20 protein-coding genes are annotated in these 21,674 nt (G+C 70.9%); 11 read left to right on the top strand and 9 right to left on the bottom strand.

Going from position 1 to position 21,674, the window contains the following annotated elements:
* Positions 1–152: 152 nt before the first annotated feature.
* The 4 genes from ACZ5XS_RS39285 (at position 153) to ACZ5XS_RS39270 (ending at position 2,852) form a co-directional block, all read left to right on the top strand.
* Entirely contained in the window at positions 153–1,106 is a 954-nt protein-coding gene (locus ACZ5XS_RS39285) for an ROK family protein (protein WP_468659669.1), read from the top strand.
* Positions 1,107–1,270: 164 nt separating this feature from the next.
* On the top strand, positions 1,271–1,441 hold the full coding sequence (locus ACZ5XS_RS39280) for a hypothetical protein (protein WP_468659667.1): 171 nt from the start codon (positions 1,271–1,273) through the stop codon (positions 1,439–1,441).
* Positions 1,442–1,472: 31 nt separating this feature from the next.
* Positions 1,473–1,667, top strand: a complete 195-nt coding sequence (locus tag ACZ5XS_RS39275; RefSeq protein ID WP_468659665.1) for a hypothetical protein — start codon at positions 1,473–1,475, stop codon at positions 1,665–1,667.
* Positions 1,668–1,811: 144 nt separating this feature from the next.
* The gene (locus ACZ5XS_RS39270) at positions 1,812–2,852 is read left to right on the top strand and encodes an NUDIX hydrolase (protein WP_468659663.1); all 1,041 of its coding nucleotides are present in this window, start codon (positions 1,812–1,814) and stop codon (positions 2,850–2,852) included.
* A 169-nt stretch (positions 2,853–3,021) separates the two neighbouring features.
* Here ACZ5XS_RS39270 and ACZ5XS_RS39265 read toward each other — a convergent pair whose 3' ends face one another.
* Positions 3,022–4,377: a M20/M25/M40 family metallo-hydrolase gene (locus ACZ5XS_RS39265; protein WP_468659661.1), complete on the bottom strand. Its 1,356-nt coding sequence runs from the start codon at positions 4,375–4,377 to the stop codon at positions 3,022–3,024.
* 133 nt (positions 4,378–4,510) lie between these two features.
* Between ACZ5XS_RS39265 and ACZ5XS_RS39260 the strand changes: the two genes are divergently transcribed.
* On the top strand, positions 4,511–5,749 hold the full coding sequence (locus tag ACZ5XS_RS39260; RefSeq protein WP_468659659.1) for a geranylgeranyl reductase family protein: 1,239 nt from the start codon (positions 4,511–4,513) through the stop codon (positions 5,747–5,749).
* Here ACZ5XS_RS39260 and ACZ5XS_RS39255 read toward each other — a convergent pair.
* Entirely contained in the window at positions 5,739–6,188 is a 450-nt protein-coding gene (locus ACZ5XS_RS39255) for a nitroreductase family deazaflavin-dependent oxidoreductase (protein ID WP_468659657.1), read from the bottom strand. The genes ACZ5XS_RS39260 and ACZ5XS_RS39255 overlap by 11 nt on opposite strands.
* Positions 6,189–6,354: 166 nt before the next feature.
* Between ACZ5XS_RS39255 and ACZ5XS_RS39250 the strand changes: the two genes are divergently transcribed.
* From ACZ5XS_RS39250 to ACZ5XS_RS39240, 3 genes are all read left to right on the top strand, one after another.
* Entirely contained in the window at positions 6,355–7,059 is a 705-nt protein-coding gene (locus ACZ5XS_RS39250) for a TetR/AcrR family transcriptional regulator (RefSeq protein WP_468659655.1), read from the top strand.
* A gap of 96 nt (positions 7,060–7,155) precedes the next feature.
* On the top strand, positions 7,156–8,391 hold the full coding sequence (locus ACZ5XS_RS39245; protein ID WP_468659653.1) for a sensor histidine kinase: 1,236 nt from the start codon (positions 7,156–7,158) through the stop codon (positions 8,389–8,391).
* Positions 8,388–9,053 carry a response regulator transcription factor gene (locus ACZ5XS_RS39240; protein ID WP_468659651.1) on the top strand — a complete coding sequence of 222 codons (666 nt, stop codon included), beginning with the start codon at positions 8,388–8,390 and terminating at the stop codon, positions 9,051–9,053. The genes ACZ5XS_RS39245 and ACZ5XS_RS39240 overlap by 4 nt, the downstream gene beginning before the upstream one ends.
* Here ACZ5XS_RS39240 and ACZ5XS_RS39235 read toward each other — a convergent pair.
* Positions 9,014–9,301, bottom strand: coding sequence for a DUF6332 family protein (locus ACZ5XS_RS39235; RefSeq protein WP_468659649.1), 288 nt, complete (start codon positions 9,299–9,301; stop codon positions 9,014–9,016). The genes ACZ5XS_RS39240 and ACZ5XS_RS39235 overlap by 40 nt on opposite strands.
* Positions 9,302–9,374: 73 nt before the next feature.
* On the bottom strand, positions 9,375–10,853 hold the full coding sequence (locus ACZ5XS_RS39230; RefSeq protein ID WP_468659647.1) for an MFS transporter: 1,479 nt from the start codon (positions 10,851–10,853) through the stop codon (positions 9,375–9,377).
* Between the two features lie 85 nt (positions 10,854–10,938).
* On the opposite strand from ACZ5XS_RS39230, the gene ACZ5XS_RS39225 reads away from it, so the two are divergent.
* On the top strand, positions 10,939–11,331 hold the full coding sequence (locus tag ACZ5XS_RS39225) for a MarR family winged helix-turn-helix transcriptional regulator (RefSeq protein WP_468659645.1): 393 nt from the start codon (positions 10,939–10,941) through the stop codon (positions 11,329–11,331).
* Positions 11,332–11,344: 13 nt separating this feature from the next.
* Here ACZ5XS_RS39225 and ACZ5XS_RS39220 read toward each other — a convergent pair whose 3' ends face one another.
* Both ACZ5XS_RS39220 and ACZ5XS_RS39215 read right to left on the bottom strand, forming a co-directional pair.
* On the bottom strand, positions 11,345–12,079 hold the full coding sequence (locus ACZ5XS_RS39220; protein WP_468659643.1) for a maleylpyruvate isomerase family mycothiol-dependent enzyme: 735 nt from the start codon (positions 12,077–12,079) through the stop codon (positions 11,345–11,347).
* Positions 12,080–12,188: 109 nt separating this feature from the next.
* Positions 12,189–13,352, bottom strand: a complete 1,164-nt coding sequence (locus ACZ5XS_RS39215) for an MFS transporter (RefSeq protein WP_468659641.1) — start codon at positions 13,350–13,352, stop codon at positions 12,189–12,191.
* Between the two features lie 792 nt (positions 13,353–14,144).
* Between ACZ5XS_RS39215 and ACZ5XS_RS39210 the strand changes: the two genes are divergently transcribed.
* Positions 14,145–14,933 (top strand): DeoR/GlpR family DNA-binding transcription regulator, encoded by a 789-nt coding sequence (locus tag ACZ5XS_RS39210; protein WP_468659639.1) that lies wholly within the window; start codon positions 14,145–14,147, stop codon positions 14,931–14,933.
* 24 nt (positions 14,934–14,957) lie between these two features.
* Here the strand turns inward: ACZ5XS_RS39210 and ACZ5XS_RS39205 are convergent, their stop codons facing one another.
* Genes ACZ5XS_RS39205 through ACZ5XS_RS39195 form a run of 3 tightly spaced genes read right to left on the bottom strand, consistent with a single transcriptional unit; the run spans position 14,958 to position 18,092 of the window.
* Entirely contained in the window at positions 14,958–15,860 is a 903-nt protein-coding gene (locus tag ACZ5XS_RS39205) for a carbohydrate ABC transporter permease (protein WP_468659637.1), read from the bottom strand.
* Entirely contained in the window at positions 15,860–16,837 is a 978-nt protein-coding gene (locus ACZ5XS_RS39200; RefSeq protein WP_468659635.1) for a carbohydrate ABC transporter permease, read from the bottom strand. Before ACZ5XS_RS39200 ends, ACZ5XS_RS39205 begins: the two co-directional genes overlap by 1 nt.
* A gap of 4 nt (positions 16,838–16,841) precedes the next feature.
* Positions 16,842–18,092 carry an extracellular solute-binding protein gene (locus tag ACZ5XS_RS39195; RefSeq protein WP_468659633.1) on the bottom strand — a complete coding sequence of 417 codons (1,251 nt, stop codon included), beginning with the start codon at positions 18,090–18,092 and terminating at the stop codon, positions 16,842–16,844.
* A 529-nt stretch (positions 18,093–18,621) separates the two neighbouring features.
* On the opposite strand from ACZ5XS_RS39195, the gene ACZ5XS_RS39190 reads away from it, so the two are divergent.
* Complete coding sequence (locus ACZ5XS_RS39190) at positions 18,622–21,600, top strand: TIM-barrel domain-containing protein (RefSeq protein ID WP_468659681.1); 2,979 nt, start codon at positions 18,622–18,624, stop codon at positions 21,598–21,600.
* The last annotated feature ends 74 nt before the right edge of the window (positions 21,601–21,674 follow it).

Below are 21,674 nucleotides of genomic sequence, written 5' to 3'. Positions count from 1 at the left end.
GTGGCGTCGAGCATAGAACCTGGACAACGTTGTCAGATGCGGGAGACACTGTCCACCGCAATCTCCGGCCTGCGCCCCCACCGCGAACCGGCCTGCAGTTTTCTCATGGTTCCCGAGATTGTTCTCATGGCTGACGGGGAGATCCGACACTGATGCACACCGACCTAGTGGCCGCGCTCGACATCGGCGGCACCAAGATCGCCGGGGCGCTGGTCGACGGCCACGGCCGGATCCAGGCCCGCGCCCAGCGCGCCACGCCCGCACGGGAGGACGGCGAGACGGTGATGCGCGCCGTCGATGAGGTGCTCGGCGAGCTGACCGCATCGCCCCTGTGGGGACACGTCACGGCGCTCGGCATCGGCAGCGCCGGCCCGGTGGACGCCTCCACCGGCACGGTGAGCCCGGTGAACGTACCCGGCTGGCGCGACTACCCCCTGGTCCACCGGGTGCGGGCCGCGGCCGGTGGGCTGCCCGTCGAGCTGATCGGCGACGGCGTCGCGATCACGGCCGCCGAGCACTGGCAGGGCGCGGCCCGAGGCCACGACAACGCCCTGTGCATGGTGGTCTCGACGGGCGTCGGCGGCGGTCTGGTGCTGGGCGGCCAACTGCACCCGGGCCCGACCGGCAACGCCGGCCACATCGGCCACATCAGCGTCGACCTCGACGGTGACCTGTGCCCGTGCGGCTCGCGCGGCTGTGTGGAGCGGATCGCCAGCGGCCCCAACATCGCCCGGCGGGCGATCGAGAACGGCTGGCGGCCCGGCCCGGACGGCGACGCGTCCGCCGCCGCGGTGGCCGCCGCCGCCCGAGCAGGCGACCCGGTCGCCGTGGCCTCCTTCGAACGGGCCGCCCAGGCGCTGGCCGCCGGGATCGCGGCCACCGCGACCCTCGTCGAGATCGACGTCGCTGTCATCGGCGGGGGCGTGGGGAAAGCGGGCGATGTGCTGTTCACGCCCCTGCGCAAGGCGCTGACCGACTACGCGACCCTGTCCTTCGTGCAGCGCCTGACGGTCACGCCGGCCCAGATGGGCACCGACGCGGGGCTGGTGGGGGCGGCCGCGGCGGCCCTCGCCAGACGGGCGGACACCGCTGCGGCGGGAGTCTGACGCACTCGGCAGGAACGTTTGCTCGGAGCTCGGCCGACCTCACGCGGGTCGGCCGAGCTCCGTGTGTCACGGCACGTCCGCGGTTGGTCTTCGCTCGCTCCCGCAGCGCGCGTCCGTGCGCGACCTGCGGTCGGCGTGGCGCACCCCTGCCCAAGAGCCGCCGCGTGGTTCCTGGCCGCCTGCTCGAGGCGGTGGGCTTCGCCCTCGCCCTCGCCGACTGGACGGGGCCCGCCGACGGCCTGGTACGGCGGCTGCGCGGCGGAACCGGATCCTCCGTGCGGGCCCTCGGCGGTGGCTTCCGGCGACGCCGCGATCACTTCGGAGCCGGGGCGTGACCCCGGCGGCCGTTCGCCAGTTGAACCCGGCATGAAGAAGCGCAGCATGCTCGCCATCGCCTCCCTCGCCACCGGCTTCGTCGTCGCGGCGGTCTCCCCTTCCCACGCCGCGGGGGAGGAACGGGATGACCTCAACGTCGACAGGACCCTCAGCGCCCTCGACCAGACCGTCGCCAGCGACAGCCTGGCCGACCTCGACGACGGCACCCTGGGGGAGAACGGCTGACAAGGGCCGCTCAGCAGGACCGTGGCGCCGGCGCTCCCTGAAGAAGGGGGCGCCGGCGCCCGCTCGTGCGCCCTCAACTGCGGCTGGTTTCCGTGGCAGGGTGGAGCGGGCAAGCCTCAGGGGGCCAGTAGAAGAGGGGGAAACGTGATCGTCTGGGTCAACGGCGCGTTCGGTGCGGGGAAGACCACCACCGCACGGGAACTGATCGAACTGATCCCGAACAGCACGCTCTTCGACCCCGAGGTCCTGGGCGGAGCACTCTTGCACCTGCTGCCGCCCAAACACCTCGCCGAGGTCGGCGACTTCCAGGACCTGCCGATCTGGCGGCGACTCGTGATCGACACGGCGGCCGCGATGCTCGCCGAACTGGGCGGGACCCTGGTGGTCCCGATGTCCCTGCTGCGCCAGGACTACCGGGACGAGATCTTCGGCGGCCTGGCCGCGCGCCGGGTCACCGTGCGGCATGTTCTTCTCGCTCCGGCGGAAACGATCCTGCGTGAGCGAATAGCCGGGCGGGAGATCCCGCCGGACCTGCCCGACGGCGAGATACGGCAACGGCGGTGGGCGTACGACCACATCGAGCCGTACCGGACCGCCCTCGCCTCCTGGCTCACCGCGGACGCCCACCTGATCGACAGCAGTGCCCTCACGCCGTACGAGACCGCCACCCGGATCGCGGAGGCCGTCAGCGCCGGGAACGTGCCGGTGTGCGACATCGTGCAGACACCCGAGCCGACCGCCGAGACGCTCGCGGCGGGCGTCCTGCTCTTCGACGAGCAGGACCGGGTGCTGCTCGTGGACCCCACCTACAAGCCGGGCTGGGAGTTTCCCGGCGGTGTCGTGGAACCCGGCGAGGCGCCCGCCCGCGCCGGCATGCGCGAGGTCGAGGAGGAGACCGGGATCCGCCTCGACGACGTGCCCCGCCTTCTCGTCGTCGACTGGGAGCCGCCCACGCCCCCCGGTTACGGCGGTCTGCGTCTCCTCTTCGAGGGCGGCCGGCTCGACTCCGCCGACGCGGAGCGCCTCCTGCTGCCGGGCCCCGAGCTGCGCGGCTGGTGCTTCGCCACCGAGGAGGAGGCCGCCGATCTGCTGCCGCCCGTCCGCTACGAGCGGCTGCGCTGGGCCCTGCGGGCGCGGGAACGAGGCGCGGCGATGTATCTGGAGGCGGGCATTCCCACGCCGTGACCTGCCGGCCGGTCACCTCACCCACGGCGGGGGACGGGGCGTCGGTCTGGTCTACTCCCGCAGTCGCTGGCCGACGGGGGAGCAGTTCGATGACGTCCATGAGCCGACCGTGGAAAGGCCCCCGTCCGAAGACGAGGGCCATCCGCCGGCAGCAGAGCGCCGGGCCGGCTCAGCCTGCCGCGTAGTTGCGCAGGAACAGGGCCTCCGCCACCGAAAGACGCTCGAGCTCCTGCGGGGACACGCTCTCGTTCACCGCGTGGATCCGGGCCTCCGGCTCGCTCAGGCCGATGAGCAGGATCTCCGCGTGCGGATAGAGGGCGGCGAGGGTGTTGCACAGTGGGATGGAGCCGCCCTGTCCGGCGTACTGCATCTCCTGGCCCGGGTAGGCGACCGCCATCGCCTCGGTCATCGCCGCGTACGCCGGGCTGCTCGTGTCCGCGCTGAAGGCCTGGCCCTGGCCGATCTGCTCGGTGTGTATCCGGGCGCCCCACGGGGTGTGCGCCGTCAGGTGGGCCTCGAGCAGCTTGGTCGCCTCTGCCGCGTCCACGCCCGGCGGCACCCGCAGGCTGACCAGCGCGCGGGCGCTCGCCTGCACGGACGGGGTGGCGCCGACGACCGGCGGGCAGTCGATGCCGAGCACCGTGACGGCGGGGCGGGCCCAGATGCGGTCGGCGACGGTGCCGGAGCCGATCAGCCGCACGCCGTCCAGCACCTGGGCGTCCTGGCGGAACTGCTCCTCGTCGTACTGCAACCCGTCCCAGGACGTCTCCGGAGTGAGCCCGTCGACCACGGTCGAGCCGTCCTCGGCGCGCAGCGAGTCCAGTACGCGGATCAGGGCGCCCAGCGCGTCGGGGGCGGCGCCGCCGAACTGGCCCGAGTGCAGGTTGCCTTCGAGCGTGTCGATCCGGACACGCACCAACGTCATGCCGCGCAGGGTGGAGGTGACCGTCGGCAGGCCGACCCGGAAGTTGCCCGCGTCGCCGATGACGATGGTGTCGGCCTCGAGGAGCTCGGGGTGCGCCTCGGCGTACCGCTCCAGGCCGCCCGTGCCCATCTCCTCCGAACCCTCGGCGATGACCTTGACATGCACCGGGACGCCGCCGTTCGCCTTGAGCGCGCGCAAGGCCAGCAGATGCATGATCACCCCGCCCTTGCAGTCCGCGGATCCGCGCCCGTACCAGCGGCCGTCGCGCTCCGTCAGCTCGAAGGGCGGGGTCGTCCAGGCGGCCTCGTCCAGCGGCGGCTGCACGTCGTAGTGGGCGTACAGGAGCACGGTCTTGGCGCCCGCGGGGCCGGGCAGGTAGCCGTACAGCGACTGGGTGCCGTCGGGGGTGTCGAGCAGGGCCACGTCCCTGAAGCCCTCGGCGGTCAGCGCGCCGGCGACCCACCGCGCGGCGCCCTCGCTCTCGCTCCTCGGGAACTGGTCGAAGTCCGCCACCGACTTGAAGGCCACCAGCTCGGTGAGCTCCTCCTTCGCCCTCGGCATCAGCGAGGCGACGGTCTCGGCGACCGGATTCGACGACATGGGCACGCTCCTTGTGGGTGCGACGTTGTACCGATGAGTGCCGTAGATCCTCCCACAGTGGCCTGAGAGGACGTCCCCCGTAGGATGCGGGGGACAGGTGCGGCAGCGGCTTGATCGGGAGCAGTAGACCAACGTGAGCAGCGAGAACTCTTCGGCGGACGACGAGCAGCGGGTGTGGGACGTCGTCGTGGTGGGCGCGGGACCCGCGGGGGCCTCGGCCGCCTACGCGGCGGCGGTCGCGGGACGGCGCGTGCTGTTGCTGGAGAAGGCGGAGCTGCCGCGCTACAAAACGTGCGGCGGCGGCATCATCGGCCCCTCGCGCGATGCCCTGCCACCGGGCTTCGAGCTGCCGTTCCTGGACCGGGTGCACGCGGTGACGTTCTCGCACAACGGCCGCTTCGCCCGCACGCGTCGCTCCCGCCAGATGCTGTTCGGGCTGATCAACCGGCCCGAGTTCGACCAGCAGCTGGTCGAGCACGCCCAGAAGGCGGGCGCGGAGCTGCGGGCGGGCGTCACCGTGCAGCGGGTCGAGCAGCACGGCTCGACCGTGCCCGACCGGCGCACGGTCGCGGTGGTCCTGCAGGGCGGTGAGACGGTGCTCGCGCGGGCGGTCGTCGGAGCCGACGGCAGCGCCAGCCGCATAGGAGCTCATGTCGGGGTGAAACTCGACCAGGTGGACCTCGGCCTGGAGTCGGAGATCCCGGTGCCGGAGACGGTCGCCGAGGACTGGAAGGGGCGGGTGCTCATCGACTGGGGGCCGATGCCCGGCAGCTACGGCTGGGTCTTCCCCAAGGGCGACACGCTCACGGTCGGCGTGATCTCCGCGCGCGGCGAGGGCGCCGCGACCAAGAGGTACCTGGAGGACTTCATCGGCCGGCTCGGTCTCGCCGGTTTCGAGCCGAGCATCTCCTCCGGCCACCTGACCCGCTGCCGCGCCGACGACTCTCCGCTGTCCCGGGGGCGGGTGCTGGTCTGCGGGGACGCGGCGGGGCTTCTGGAGCCGTGGACCCGCGAGGGCATCTCCTTCGCGTTGCGCTCCGGCCGGCTGGCCGGGGAGTGGGCGGTGCGGATCGCGGAGGCGCACGACGCGGTGGACACCCGCCGGCAGGCCCTGAACTACGCGTTCGCGATCAAGGCCGGGCTCGGCGTCGAGATGAGCGTCGGGAAGCGGCTGCTGATCGCGTTCGAGCGGCGTCCCGGTCTGTTCCACGCGGGGCTGACCGGCATTCGCCCGGTCTGGAAGGCGTTCATGGACATCACCCGCGGGGCCACGTCGCTGGGCGAGATCGTCCGCACCCGTCCGATGGCCCAGCGTGCGCTGACCGCGTTGGACCGGCGGCAGTCCGGCACCACGGGCGACGTCAGCCCGTGACCGTGATGCGGAAGACGGGGTGGTCGGGGGCGATCCGGCGCAGGTCGGCGTCCGGCGAGTCGGGGCCCACGCCGTTGAAGAAGACACCGACCTCGGCCTTCCAGCGCTTGAGGTAGGCGCGCAGCAGCGGCACCTTGTCGTCACCGGTGACCTCGGTCGCGGTGAACACGGCCACGTCCTTGCCGAGGCGCAGTTCACCGCCGCCGGCCGCGCGCATGTTGTGCGTCCACTGGACGTGGCCGCGGGGGGCGACCAGGTACTGCTGTCCGTCCACGGTCAGCAGGTTCACGGGAGTCGTCCGCCACTCGCCGCTCTTGCGGCCGCGGACCGCCAGGACCCGGGAGCCCCAGACGCTGATGCCCCGGCGGGTCATCCAGGCCACGACACGGTTGAGGACGTTGACGGTGAACCAGCCGGGCTTCTGGACGTGTGTGGTCATAAGGACTCCCGAAGAAAGAGGAGAGCGTCGCTCTCATTTGTGAGCACTGCTCTCGCTTGGGGAAGAGTCTGCCGCAGTGGGGCGCTCCGGGCAAGAGCACTGCTCTCTTTTTTGTTCGTCGCTCTTGTTTGTGTGCACCGCTCTCGCTCGATGGGAGACTCATTCCATGAGCAGCACCGCACACGGCGCCCGAGCCCGCGCCAGAATCGAAGTCACCGCGGCCATCAAGGACGAGGCGCGCAGACAGCTCGCGGGCGAGGGTGCCGCCAAGCTCTCGCTGCGTGCCGTGGCCCGCGAACTCGGCATGGTCTCCTCCGCGCTGTACCGCTACTTCCCCAGCCGCGACGACCTGCTGACCGCACTCATCATCGATGCCTACGACTCCCTCGGCGAGACCGCGGAGCACGCGCATGCCGCGGCCGCGGCCGCCGACGCCGGGCCCGTCCGGCGCTGGTCGGCGGTGTGCGAGGCGGTGCGCGCCTGGGCGATCGAGCACCCGCACGAGTACGCGCTGGTCTACGGATCGCCGGTTCCGGGCTACACCGCGCCGGAGTCCACCGTCCCGGCCGCCTCCCGCGTCGGACTCGTCCTCATCGGCATCCTGCGCGACGCCCACCAGGGCCCCGGCGTGACCGAGCCCCCGCTGCCCGCCGAGCTGCGGCCCGAGGCCGACCGGATGACCGCGGATCTCGCCCCGGACCTCCCGCCCGAGGCGGTCACGGCGCTCGTCGCGGCCTGGGCCCAGCTCGGCGGGCTGATCGGATTCGAGCTGTTCGGGCAGTTCAACCGGGTGGTGGAGGACCGCGAGCAGTTCTTCCGGCACGCGGTGACACGCCTCGCCCACGGGGTGGGGCTGACGGATCCGCAGTAGGCGCGCTGCGCGCGGCCGGCGTACTTCACGGGGAGTACGCGTGATCACCGCGCTCGGCCGACGCCGCCGACCGTCCCGGCGTCTAGCGTGGCGGTCATGGACGTGGAGCGCGTACGCGGAAGCGGCCCGCCGCAGTGGTGGCGGCACGGGCCGCCGTGGTCGCACCGCGGGGACGAGGAGGAGCGGAGCCCCCGGTGGCCGTGGCGGTCCACCGCGCTGGTCACCGTGTTCGTGATCGTCGGATCGGACTACGCGGCAACCCAGCAGGCCGGCGAGCGGGCCCCCCTCGACCCCTTCGCGCGCGTCCTGCTGGTCCTGGCGTCGGGCCTGCTGCTGTGGCGCTGGCGGCATCCGGTGCCCGTCGTGTTCGGCACGGCGACGGCCGCCATGCTCTATCTGGGCGCGGGCTACCCGTACGGGCCGGTCTTCCTGGTGGTCGCACTGGCCTGCTTCAACGCCGTCGTCACCGGGCACCGCCGGTCCGCCTGGGCCGCGCTGGCGGTGCTCTGGGCCGGGCATGTGCTGGTCGCGCACTGGCTGTACCGGTGGCTGCCACCGGCCGGGGACTCCGCCGCGTCCTGGGGGCAGGAGGTGGTGGTCGCCACGTGGATGGTGATGATTCTCGCGGTGTCGGAACTCGCCCGCACCCGACGCGAGCAGTGGGCCCGCGAGCGGGCCGAGCGCGCGCAGGCGGCGCGGCGGCGCGCGGACGAGGAAAGGCTGCGGATCGCCCGCGAGCTGCACGACGTCCTCGCGCACAGCATCTCGGTCATCAACGTGCAGGCGGGCGTCGGCCTCGCGCTCCTCGACACCGCCCCCGAGCAGGCGCGCACGGCCCTCACCGCCATCAAGGCCGCGAGCAAGGAGGCGCTGGGCGAGGTACGCCAGGTGCTCGACACACTGCGCACCCCGGGGGACGCGCCGCGCGCACCGGCGCCCGGCCTCGACCGGCTGCCCGAACTGGTGGAACAGGCGGCGGGCGCGGGCCTCACCGTCGAGGTCGAGGGCAACCCCCCGCGGCTCGCCCCCGGCACGGGCCTCGCCGCGTTCCGGATCGTCCAGGAGGCCCTGACCAACGTCGTACGGCACTCCGGTTCCCGGCACGCGCGCGTGCGGCTCGACCACGACGGCGGCGCGCTGCGGCTGCGTATCGACGACGACGGACCCGCCGCCGGCGCCGACGCGGGCGGCAGCGGCAACGGTCTGGCCGGGATGCGGGAACGGGCCGCCGCACTGGGTGGCACGATCGAGGCGGGCCCGCGGGCCGACGGAGGGTTCCGGGTGCTGGCCCTGCTGCCGTCGAAGGTGAAGACCGAGGAGGACGACCGGTGATCCGCGTACTGCTCGCCGACGACCAGTCACTGGTGCGGGCCGGTTTCCGGGCGCTGCTCGACGCCCAGCCGGACATCGAGGTGGCCGGAGAGGCCGCCGACGGGGAGGAGGCGCTGCGAAGGGTGCGCGAACTGCGCCCCGACATCGTCCTGATGGACATCCGCATGCCGCTGCTGGACGGCCTCGCCGCGACCCGGCGCATCACCGAGGACGTGGCGCTGAGCCAGGTCAAGGTGATCATGCTCACCACCTTCGAACTCGACGAATACGTCTTCGAGGCGATCCGCTCGGGTGCCTCCGGCTTCCTGGTCAAGGACACCGAGCCGGAGGAACTTCTGCGCGCCGTACGGTCCGTGGTCGGGGGCGACGCACTGCTCTCGCCGGGTGTGACCCGCCGCCTGATCGCCGAGTTCGCCGCCCGCTCCAAGGAACCGGCGGCCGCCGACGCCCTCGTCCACCTCACCGAGCGGGAACGGGAGGTGATGGCCCTGGTCGGCATCGGCCTGTCCAACGACGAGATCGCCCGCCGCCTGGTCGTCAGCCCGCTCACCGCGAAGACCCACGTCAGCCGCACGATGGTCAAGCTGGGAGCCCGCGACCGGGCCCAACTCGTCGTCCTGGCCTACGAGTCCGGGCTGGTGCGGCCGGGCTGGCTGGGCTGAGGCCGCCCCGGCCGGAAACGGACCAGCACGCTGACCACCCGGGCGAGGAAGAGGAGGGGCGCGAGCACCATGGCGGCGCGGAGCAGCAGGAACTCCACGGTGGACGGCAGTCCGAACAGCAGCGCCGGACCCGCGATCGCCCCGAAGACGACTGCCGCCGCGAACGCCGCGCTGAACAGCGCGTAGCCGATCTCGACGGTGATCGCGTCCCGCTCGGGCTGACCGCGCCGTCCCCGGTAACGCTCCATCCCGGAAGTCTCACAGGCGTGTGCCCGGCGGGGCAAGCAGACCCCGCCGGGCACACGCATCGGAGACGGCCCCCTAGTCGCGTACGGTGACGCGCTCCGTCTCCTTCACAGTGGACTTGGCGACCACGACCGACGGCTGCGTGCGACGCGTCGGCCGCAGACCGGTGAGGGTGATCAGGAGGCCGGCCGCGGCGACCAGGGTCACCACGACCAGTCCGGGCCGGTAGCTGTCCAGGACGGCCTGCGGGGTGGCGTTCTCGGGTGCGCCCGCGGTCACCACGGCCGTGACGACGGCCAGGAAGATCGCGCCGCCCACCTGCACGGAGGTGTTGAGCAGTCCGGAGACCATGCCCTGCTCGTGGTCCTCGACGCCGTTGGTGGCCTGGATGTTGAGGGACGGGAAGACCAGTGCGCAGGCGGCGCCGATGAGCAGCATCGACGGCAGGATGACCGCCGCGTACACCGGGTCGAGGTCGACCCGCAGGAACAGCGCGTACCCGACGACCATCAGCGCGAAGCCGACCGCGATCAGCCGCTGGGTGCCGTAGCGGTCGACGATCGAGCCGACCTTCGTCGAGGACAGGGCCACCAGCGCGCCCGCGGGCAGGAAGGCGAGCGCGGTGTGCAGTGCCGACCAGCCGAGCAGGGACTGCATGTAGAGCGTCACCAAGAACTGGAAGCCGACGTACGAGCCGAAGAACGCCATCGCGCCGAGCTGGGCGCGGATCTGGGTGCCGGAACGCAGCACCCCGAGCCGGATCAGCGGTCCTGCGGAGCGCCGCTCGACCAGGACGAACACCGTGAGCAGGACGGCGACGGCGAGGAAGGACAGCAGGGTGCGGGCCGAGGTCCAGCCGGCCTCCGGGGCCTGTACGACGGTGAAGACCAGCAGCAGCATCGAGGCGGTGCCGAGGATGGCGCCGGGGATGTCGTAGCCGTTGTGGTCCTTCTCCCGGGCGCTGCGCGGCAGCAGTTTCAGACCGGCGGCCAGGGCGATCAGGGCGATGGGGGCGGGCAGCAGCATGGTGAGGCGCCAACTGGCCTCGGTGAGCAGGCCGGACAGCACCAGTCCCATCGAGAAGCCGGTGGCTGCGCAGGTGGTGTAGATGGAGAGGGCACGGTTGCGCAGCGGGCCCTGCGGGAACGTCGTGGTGATGATCGACAGGCCGGCGGGGGCGGTGAAGGCCGCGCTCAGACCCTTGATGAAGCGGCTGGCGATCAGCAGCGGGCCCGAGTCGACGAGGCCACCGAGCAGTGAGGCGACGGCGAAGACGCCCAGGGCGATCAGGAAGACCTGGCGTCGGCCCAGCAGGTCGGCGGCCCGTCCGCCGAGGAGCAGCAGGCCGCCGTAGCCCAGGATGTAGCCGCTGACGATCCATTGCAGTGTCGAGGTGGACAGGCCGAGGTCGGCGCCGATGGAGGGCAGGGCGACGCCGACCATCGACACGTCCAGCGCGTCCAGGAACATCGCGGCGCACAGGACCAGCAGAGTGCCCCACAGCCGGGGCGTCCAACGCCCTTCGGACGTGGGAGTGGTGAGCGGAGAGGTCATGCCGGAGACACTACATGCGCATACATTGAATGTAGGTGCATTTAATTCCGATGCAACAAATTCGTTCCTCTGCTACGGTGCGCTCATGGCGGCGAAGAGGGCCGAGCAGACGCTCGCGGACCAGTGGCGGGACATCCTGGCGCTGCATGCGCGCACCCAGTGCGAACTCGACCGCGCACTGCACCAACACGGCCTGTGCGGCAGCGACTTCGAGGTGCTCGACGTCCTGTCCGGACAGCGCGCGGACGGCGTCTGTTCCTACCGCGTCCAGGAGATCTCCGAGCGCGTCCACCTCAGCCAGAGCGCGCTGTCCCGGCTGGTCGCCCGGCTGGAGAAGGACGGCCTCGTCGAACGCGGGATGTGCGAGGAGGACCGGCGTGGCGTCCGCGTGGCCCTCACGTCGAAGGGCCGCGCGCTGTACGGCGACGTGCTGCCCCTGCAGCGCGCGGTGCTGACGAGGATGCTCGCCTCCGGCTGAGCCGCGCGCGGCTTCACACGATGGCGGACGTCTCCCGCCACAGGTCGGCGACCGAGGCGTCCCCGGACACGGCCGGGAACGGCAGCCGGTTCCACAGCGACAGGTACAACTGCGCGGCCGGTCCGGCCACTTCGCAGTCGGCCTCCCCGGTGTCGCCCCGCTCCGCCGCCGGCGGCTCCTGAGTCAGTCGTACGGTCCACAGCGCGCCGTCGATGTCCGTCGCCCGCACCCGCAGCACCCGGGGTTCGTCCGTGCGCACCCTGCTCTTGGCGCGGGCGTGGAACCCGAGCAGCAGCTCGTCGACGCCGTCCACCGCGAAGCCGCCGGCGATCTCGCCCGGGGCGCCGCCCCTGGCCGACTCGGCGTCGATCCGGTGCACGGCCGTCTCGTGCGCCTGCCGCCGGGCCCAGAACGCCAGCGGTGAGGGCGCGGGCAGGAAGTGCCAGCACCGGAGGTCCGGCGAGGCGGAACGCAGGGTGTCGACGAGCCGCTCGTGGCCCTGCCGGAACCAGGCCAGCAGTTCGGCGCCGTCGAGGTCGGGCAGCTCTCCCATGGGGTGGTATGAGGTGTGTCCCTCGGCGACGAACGCCGTCGCCCAGCGATGCACCACGCCCGTGTGCAGCAGCAGGTCCGTCACCAGCCACCCCGGACAGGTCGGCACCTTGGCACCGGTGCCGGCCTCCTCGGCGGCGGCGGCCAGCAGCCGGCCCTCTCGGTCAAGGATCGCTGTGAACTCGGCAGTCTCCATGCAGGTGAGTGTGCCGGATGGACTGCGTACCGAGGGAAGGGATTTACGCGCCGCAGGCGTGGCCCGATGGCCGGGTGAAGCGACCGTGCCGGGCGGTGGACACGTGTCATCAGTCCGTCGCCGCCCGGCGGATGACGAATCCGATCGCAGCGGCGACCGCCGCCAGCACGGCGACGCTGGTGAGGGCGATCGGCAGGGAGAACCAGTCGGCCATGAACCCGATGGCGGGCGGGCCGAGGAGCATGCCGCCGTAGCCGAGGGTGGAGGCGACGGCGACACCGGTGGGCCCGGCCAGCGCGCCGGCGCGTTCCACGGCGACCGGGAAGATGTTGGCGAGACCGAGTCCGGCGACGGCGAAGCCCAGGAGCACCAGCCACACCTGCGGGGCGAGTGAGCCGAGCACCATGCCCACGGCCGCGGTGGCACCGCCCGCGACCACGGTCGGCGTCCGGCCGAGGCGCTGGAGGAGTGTGCTGCCGGTCAGCCGGCCGACGGTCATCGCGAGCGCGAAACACGCGTACCCCGCGGCCGCGACGCCGGGGGACGCGTCGAGGTCCTGTTGCAGGTGCAGAGTGCCCCAGTCGGCCAGGGCACCCTCGCCGTACGCGGTGCACAGCGCGATCAGGCCGAAGACCACCACGAGTTTGCGGTTACGGCCGTCGAGGCGGCCCCCGGCAGGTTGTTCCCGCCGCTCTTGCTCCGGGGGCGCCGGAGGATCGATGCGCAGCAGGGTCGGGCCGGCCGCGGCGGTCACCAACAGGCCTACGACGGTCAGGCCGAGCAGATGCTCGGTGGGGGAGAGGTGGCCGGCGACCAGTCCGCCCAGGCCCGCGCCGATCATGCCGCCGAGGCTGAAGGCGGCGTGGAAGCTGGGCATGATGGGGCGCCGCAGGGCGGCCACCAGGTCGACGGCCGCGCTGTTGAAGGCCACGTTGATCCCGCCGTACGCCGCGCCGAACACCAGCAGGACGGCGGCGAGAGCGGCCGCGGAGTGGGTGAGCGGAGGCAGCGCGACGCTCAGCGAGAGCAGGACGGCGCAGACGACGGTGACCCGGTGGTTGCCGTAGCGGCGGCAGAGGCGGCCGGTGAGGATCATCGTGATGACCGCGCCGGCGGATACGCCGAGGAGTGCGAGGCCGAGGGTGCTGGCGGAGGCGTCGGTCTGCTCCTTGATGGCGGGGATGCGGACGACCCAGCCGGCGAAGACGAAGCCGTCGAGGGCGAAGAAGGCGGTGAGGACGACGCGGAGCCGGGTAAGGGTGTGACCCGGCACGGCGCTGTGCGTTCGGGCTTTGTTTATTTGCGGCACAAAGTCAGGCTAGGTGGGTGCCCGGGAGAGAGCAAGGAGCGGTGCGACGACTGCGGGAGGGGCCGGGCTGGGGCTGGGGCTGTGATCGGCGCCGGGAACTGGCGCCGGAAGCGGGGAGCAGGAGTCGGAAGGGGGTCGGAGCCGTGTCCGAGGCGGGAGCCGTGCACGCAGCCGCAGCCGCAGCCGCAGCCTGGAGTCGGAGCCGGGCACCGGAGCTGTGTCCGAGACGACGGCAGCCGTGTCCGCAGCTGGAACCCGGAGCCGCGAGCCGGAGCCGGGCGCCGGAGTCGGAGCCGTATCCGAGGCCGGCGCCGGAGCCGTATCCGAGGCTGGAGCCGCACTCCCACCCGCACCCGCGACCGCACCGCGACCACTCCCGCGACCACACCCGCACCCGCACCCGCGGCCGGACAGGCGGCCGGCGGCACGGCCGCACCGGCGCCCCGTCCGCGACGCGGGCCCGCACGGAGCCGTCCAGGACCGGGCAGTCGCCACTCCGGCCACGGGCGTTCGCCGTCCAGGACCGGGCAGTCGCCACTCCGGCCACGGGCGTTCGCCGTCCAGGACCGGCAGCCGACGCCCCGGCCGCAGGCACTCGCCGCCCGGGACCGGGCAGTCGCCGCCGCGGCCCGGGTGACGGTGGGCGGAAGCAGCGGATTTCACCCCCTCTAAGCTGCTCGACAAGCAGCGGCTTGCAGAGAACCGGACACGGCCCGTGCTTTCACGGGTCCGCACACCACGGACAGGGGACGACGCATGGCGGCACCGCAGGACAGATGGAGCGCCTTGCTGGACATCTTGACGCGCGACGGGCGGATCGAGGTCGAGGCCGCCGCGGAAGCACTGCACGTCTCCGCTGCGACGATCCGACGGGATCTGGACGAGCTGGCGCGTCAGCAGATGGTCACCCGTACCCACGGCGGCGCCGTGATCAACACCATCGCCTACGACCTGCCGCTCCGCTACAAGGCGGCGCGCAACGCTCCGGAGAAGGAGCGGATCGCCAGTGCGGCGGCGGGCCTGGTGAGGGCGGGTGCCGTGGTGGGTCTGAACGGCGGTACCACGACCACCGCGGTCGCCCGGGCGCTGGCCATCCGGCCCGAGCTGAGCACGGAGGGCTCGGGGCCCTCGCTGACGGTCGTCACCAACGCGCTGAACATCGCCAACGAGTTGGTCGTGCGCCGCCATGTGAAGCTCGTCGTCACCGGGGGAGTGGCCCGCCCCGCCTCGTACGAGCTCACCGGACCGCTCGGCACCGAGATGCTCGCGCAGATCACCCTCGACCACGTTTTCATCGGCGTCGACGCGATCGACGTCCGGCACGGGGCCACGGCCCAGGACGAGGGCGAGGCCGGAATCAACTGGGCGTTGGCGCGCCGCGCCGAACAGGTGATCGTGGTGGCGGACTCCACCAAGCTGGGCCGGCGGGCCTTCGCCCGGATCTGCCCGGTGGAGGACGTCCATGTTCTGGTCACCGACAAGGCGGCGGGCCCGGAGCTGACCGAGCCCTTCGCCGCGGCGGGGGTGGAGATCGTCCGGGCCTGAGCGTCTTCGCGCGTCGCCGTCAGGTCACTTGATGCCGCCGGCCGTCAGGCCGCTGATCAGATAGCGCTCCACGAAGACGAACAGGACGACGACCGGCACGATCGCGATCAGCGAGGTGGCGAAGAGGTACTGCCACTGCTCCTGGTAGGCCGTGACGAATCCGGGGATGGCCTTGGTCAGCGTCGTCCGGTCGCCGGACGAGGTGATGGTGAGGGCGACGACGTACTCGTTCCAGGCCCCGATGAACGTGTAGACGAGCGCGGTCACCACTCCGGGCAGCGCCAGCGGCAGGGTGACCCTGACCAGCGCGCCCAGCCGGCCCGCCCCGTCCATGTACGCCGCCTCCTCCAGCTCCTTGGGGATGCTCGCGAAGTACGCGTTGAGGATCCAGATGCAGAACGGCAGGTTGAACGCCGCGTTGACCAGGATCAACCCCTCCGCGGTGTCGGTCAGATCGAGGCTGACCATCTCCCGGTAGATACCCACCAGCAATGCGGTCGGCGCGAACATCTGGGTGACCAGCACCAGCAGCAGGAACGCACCGCGCCCGCGGAACCGGTGGCGGGCGGTGTAGTAGGCGGCGGGCAGTCCCACGGCGAGGGCGAGGAGCGTGGACATCCCGGCGACGTACAGCGAGAACAGCAGGGCGTCGGAGACCGGCGGATCCTTCAGCGACCAGACGTCGGCGAAGTTCGACCACTCCCAGTGCTGCGGCAGATAGGACGGCGGCGACTTCATCAGTTCCGGCGTCGGTTTCAGGGCCGTCAACAGCATCTGCAGGTACGGCGCCAGGAAGAACAGGGCCACCAGCCAGCCCACCGCGGTGAGCATGACGGTGCGAAGCCGGGGCGGACGCCGCCTCCTGACCTTCGCGGAAGGGGTCGTCGGGGTGGGGGCCTTTGTGGCTCGGGCCGTGACGGCGGACATCAGCCGATCTCCTCTCGCCCGCGGACGACGCGCAGGTACACCAGCACGACCAGCAGGATCAGCGCGAAGTTCACGACGGCCATGGCCGCCGACTCGCCGACGGCCTGGTTGTCGAACGCGAGCTTGTACATGTACGTGGTGGTCGTGTCGGTGGCGAAGCCCGGGCCGCCGCGGGTCATGGCCCAGATGACCGGGAAGGAGTTGAACACGTTGATGACGTTGATGATGGCGGCGACCAGCAGGGACGGACGCAGCAGAGGCAGCGTGACGGAGAGATAGGTGCGGGCCGGTCCCGCGCCGTCCAGACGGGCCGCCTCGTACACCTCGGCCGGGATGGTCCCCAGTCCGGAGAGGATGACGAACGCCGTGAACGGCAGGGAGACGAAGACGGCCACGGCCATCATCCAGGCGAACGCCTGGACCGGGTGGGCCAGCCAGTTCACCGGTTTGTCCAGGATTCCCACGTCCATCAGCACGCGGTTGACGACGCCGTAGAAGTTGTTGAGCATCCAGCGCCAGGTGAGCGCCGTCATCAGGACCGAGGCCGCCCACGGCACGATCAGCGCCCAGCGGACCAACCTGCGCCCGGGGAAACGCGAGTTGAGCAACTGTGCCAGTGCCAGCGAGACGAGGATGGTGACCGTGACGACGCCCACCACCCAGACCAGGGTGCGCAGCACCACGCCCGGCAGGTCCGGCTCGGCGAACAGTTCGGCGTAGTTGGCGCCCCCCGCGAAGCCGCGGGTCAGTCCGGTGGAGCTGATGTCCATCAGGGACGTGCGGACCATCTCGACGACGGGCCAGATGACCACGGCCAGGATCAGCGCGAGGGCGGGGCCGATCCACAGCAGCGGTTCGAGTGCCCGCAGACGGCGGCCGTTCCTGGCCTGGCGGGAACCGGGTGCCGGTGCCGCCGACGGCTGTCCCTGTCCGTTCTCGGCCCCGGCGGTGTGCGTGGTGACGTCCTGTACGGCCACTCCGTCAGCCGTCCTTCTCGGCGGTCTCCTGGATCTCGCCCAGGACCTTCCTGGGTGCGGCGCCGGACACGGCGGTGCCGATGCGCTGCTTCACGGCGCCCTCGACGGCCGACCAGTCGGGGTTGTCGGTGGGGGCGAACCGCGCGCCCGACAGTGCGTCGACGAACGGCTTGTAGTAGGAGGAGTCCGAACTCAGCGCGTCACCGGCCGACTTGGTGACCGACAGGAACCCCTCGGTGGACAGGAACTTCGAGGCGTTCTCCTTCTGGTAGAAGAAGTCGAGGAACTTGTTGACCGCCTCGCGGTTCTTGTCCTCGTCCTTCTTGAAGGCCATCAGGTAGTCCTGGACACCGAGCGTGTTGTGCGTCGTGCCGTCCTTGCTCGGCAGGGGCGCGACACCGTAGTTGAGGTTCTTGTCGACCGTGTCGATGAAGCCCTTGCGCATGAAGACGGCGCCGTTGATCATGCCGATCTTGCCCTGCGCGAACTGGTTGAAGACGTCCTTGCGGTTGGTGGCCTCGGGGTTGGGCTGCGTCAGCCCGGCCTTGGTGAGCTTGCGCAGGAAGTCCAGTGTCTCGACGTTGGCCTGCTGGTCCACCGTCCACTTGCCCGACGTGTCGGTCCAGCCGCCGCCGTTGTTCATCGCCCAGATGTAGAACTCCGCCTGGGCCTCCTCCGCGCCGAGCGGCAGGCCCAGCGGGATGTCCCCGGCCGCCTTGATCTTCTCGGCGGCGGCCTCGACACCGGCCCAACTGGACGGCGGCTCGGAGATGCCGGCCTTGTCGAAGATGTCCTTGTTGTAGAAGAAGAGCCGCGCGCTGGAGATGAACGGCAGGCCGTACTGGACGCCTTGGTACTGCGCCTGGTCGGCGAAGAGCGGCAGGAAGTCGTCGAGCACCTTCGGTGACACGACGTCCTTGGCCTGGTAGATCAGGTCGTCGCGGGCGAAGTCGGAGAACTTGTTGTAGTTGAGGACGTCGGGTTGCTGCCCGGTCTGGATGTACGTCTTGACCTTCGAGTCCAGCTGCTCCCAGTCGACGACCTCCAACTCGACCTGGTAGCCGGGGTTCTCGGCCTCGAAGGTCTTGATGAGGTTGTCCCAGTAGGGCTGGGTGTCGTCGTCGTACTTGGCGGCCACGAATCTGATCGTCTTCCCGCCGGAGTCGTCGCCGCCGGCCGAACCTCCCTTGCCGCAGCCGCTGAGGACCAGGGCGAGGGTCACGCCTGCCGAGATGCCGATGAGGTGCCGTTTCACGGAGTACCACCTTCGTTGCAAGCTGATGATTGTTTCTGCTCGAAACGGGCTTACTTCAAGCATTAATCACCATCATGCCCAACAGGTTGCACGCGGTGTCAAGGGAAGAACGGTTGCCGCTGCGTTACGCCGGACCCCGGCGGAGCGGTCGCGCCTCGCTTGCCCTGGAGGCGGCTCCAGGAGGGGCGCGAGGTACCGGGCGTCCGTCGGGTGGACCGGCCAGAGGAGCCCTGAGTGCCCGATTCGGGCGCGGTTCACACAGAATTTACAGCCGTTTTCCCGGAGTTCGCCCCCTCCCTGAGCAGGGCGCGGACCCGGGAAGGCGACTGTCACCAGGGTCGACAGTGGCCCGTGATGCTGCCGAGAAATCATGGAAGTGAATGTTGACAGCTGACGTTTCTAGCCAGAACATGAGCAGAAATGAGCATGATCTTGCCGTGCTGCCCCGCGAAGCAACGCCCCGCCCCGCAGGAGGACGTGAGTGCGCAACCAACCGCTCAGACGGCGCAAAACCTCTAGGTCCGCAGTGCTGTTGGCCGCCGCGCTGACCCTGACGCTCGTACCGTCCGTCACCGGACCCCTCACCACGAAGGCCCAGGCGGACACCGCCGACCGGCCGAAGGTGACCCAGAGCGCGGACGGCCTCACCGTGTCCGTGCCGGGCACCAGGAACACACCCGGCTACGCCGTCGACGTCGCCACCGACGAACTCGCCCTCACCACCGAGCGCTCCGGCAAGGCCGTGCTCGGCACCGCGGGCGGCGAGGCCGGAGGACTGCGCTTCCGCTCTGACGAGAAGTGGGAGCACGCCACCGAGGTCACCGACTGGACGTGGAAGGACGGCGTCCTCACCCTCACCGCCGACACCACCCTCGACGGCGCCACCGTCGAGGCCCGGCTCACGCCCAAGTCCGACCGCTACCAGCTGGACTGGGACGTCGAGGGCGGCAGCCCCGACCGACTCGGCCTCGCCTACGACCTGTCGTCGGCCGGCCACTGGTACGGCCACGGCGAGGCGGAGACCCCGCAGGGCGGTCCCGGCGTCAACCAGCCCTGGCCGCTGGACGCCGGTGAGGTCGACCACGAGACCTTCGGCCCGGCCTCGTACAACATGATCGACCCGTTCTGGTACACCTCGAAGTCGACCGGTCTCCATGTCGACACCGGGCACGTCATGGACGTGGCGCTGAACAAGGGCAAGGACGGTCTCGGCACCTTCACCGTCGAGTCGCCCGACACCTACAAGGCCACCGTGTTCGTCGAGTCGACCCCGCTGGAGGTCTACCGCGACTACATCGGCATCGTCGGCAAGCCGACCAAGTCCGACGCCACGTACGAGCAGTACGCCAAGCCGCTGTGGAATTCCTGGGCGCAGTTCTACACCAAGATCGACCAGGAGAAGCTGCTCGACTACGCCACCGACCTCCACGACAACGGACTGGACGGGCACACCATCCAGCTCGACGACAAGTGGGAGTCGAACTACGGCAACCTGACCTGGGACCCCAAGACCTTCCCCGATCCCAAGGGCCTTTCCCAGAAGATCCACGACATGGGGTTCGACTTCGGCATCTGGGTCACCCTGTGGATCAACCTGGACTCCGACAACTACCAGTACGCGGTCGACAACGGCTACCTGCTCATGGACGCCAAGGACACCAGCAAGCCGTGTGAAGTGACCTGGTGGAACGGCCAGGCCGGGATCATCGACCTGGCCAACCCCGACGCCAAGGCCTGGTACGAGGGCAACCTCAAGAAGCTGATGGACACGTACGACATCGACGGGCTGAAGTTCGACACCCGGTTCTTCGACGAGAAGTGCGCGCCGCGCGAGGGCCACCAGGCCACCGACTACCAGAAGCTCGGCACCGAGCTCGCCGACGAGTTCGACCTCCAGGGCGCCGGCATCCGGGTGCACTGGAACCGGACGGCCCACGAGGCCGGCTTCGTCACCCGCCAGGTCGACAAGGGCACCGGCTGGGACTCCCTGCGCGCCTCCGCCACCCAGAACCTGGCCATCTCCACCATCGGCTACCCGTTCGTCGAGTCCGACATGATCGGCGGCTCCGGCGGCCAGCCCGCACCGATGAAGGACGTACTGGTGCGGTGGGCTCAGTCCGCCTCGCTGATGCCGCTGATGTACGCCTCGACCTCCCCGGTGGACACCAACGACACGACCACCGGGCAGAAGGTGGACTACGACCAGGAGACGGTCGACCTCTACCGGGAGGCGATCGAGACCCACGAGAAGCTCGCCCCCTACATCTGGGACCAAGTGCAGAGCACCTTGAAGACCGGCGACCCGATCATGCGGCCGCTGTTCTTCGACTTCCCGAAGGACGAGGCCAGTTACACCGTCACCGACGAGTGGATGCTCGGCCCGGCCGTGCTGGCCGCGCCCAAGCTGAGCACCGGTGCCACCCGTTCCGTCCATCTGCCGCCGGGCACCTGGTACGACGTCAACCAGGGCACCGTGATCCGCGGCCCGAAGACGCTCAAGGGGTACGCGGCGCCGCTCGGCGTCACGCCGGCCTTCGTCAACCTCAAGGCCAAGGGCGCCGACAAGGCCGTCAAGGCCCTCAAGCGCGACGACGCTCCGGCCGCCTCCGTCCTGATCGCCCCGGACGCCCCGGCCACCGACGCCGGTACGCCCTTCGAGGTGACCACCGAGGTGACCAACTGGAGCACCGGGACCCTCAGGAACGCCAAGGCGGGCCTGGACCTGCCCGACGGCTGGACCGCCGAGGCGACCGGCCCGACCACCGCGGCGTCCCTCAGGAGCGGCGCCACCCTCACCACCACCTGGACGGTGACCCCGGCCGACGACGCCCGCTGGGGCAGCCACGACCTCACCGGCACGGCCACCTACACCGCGTCCAACGGCTCGCAGAAGGTGTCCGACACCGTGCCGGCGCAGGTGAAGGCCGCCCCGGGCAGCGTGCAGGAGCCGTACCTGACGGCCGACACGACCTCCGGGGGCGCCCAATACGCCCAGGCCGGCGACCAGTTCGCCATCTGGGCGGGCGGCCAGGACCTGTCCGGCTGGAAGGACGAGAAGGGCGTCATCTACCGCGACGACGTGGCAGGTGAGAAGGCCACCGTGCAGGCGCAGTTGGTCTCTCAGAACAGCGCCTCACCGGTCGGCAAGGCGGGCATCGCCCTCGCCAACGACCTGACCGCACCCGAGAAGGGCGGTTACGCGGTGCTGGCCATGACCCAGAGCTACGGCCTGGAGTTCATGACCGACAGCGACGGGGACGGCAAGCTCGACACCTGGGCGGGCGGTGGCTCCACCTACCACCCGGCGCATCTCAGGCTGACCCGGGACGGCGCCACCTACACCGCGTACGCCAGCAAGGACGGCGAGACCTGGTCGCAGGTCGGCACCGCCCAGGTGCCGTCGGCCGCCGGTACCGGTGACGCCGGGATGGTCGCCAGCGCGGCCAACGTCAACTACCCCGGCGAGAACATCGAAGCCGTCTTCAGCGGATTCTCCGTCACCTCCTGACGCCACAGGTGCCAGTGGCACCACCGGCACCATCCCCGTTTTCCCGGCAGGCCGCCCACGCCCCGTGGGACCTG

It is taken from the genome of Streptomyces sp. NPDC033131, assembly GCF_055578365.1.
This window is presented reverse-complemented; position numbering and strand designations above follow the sequence as displayed.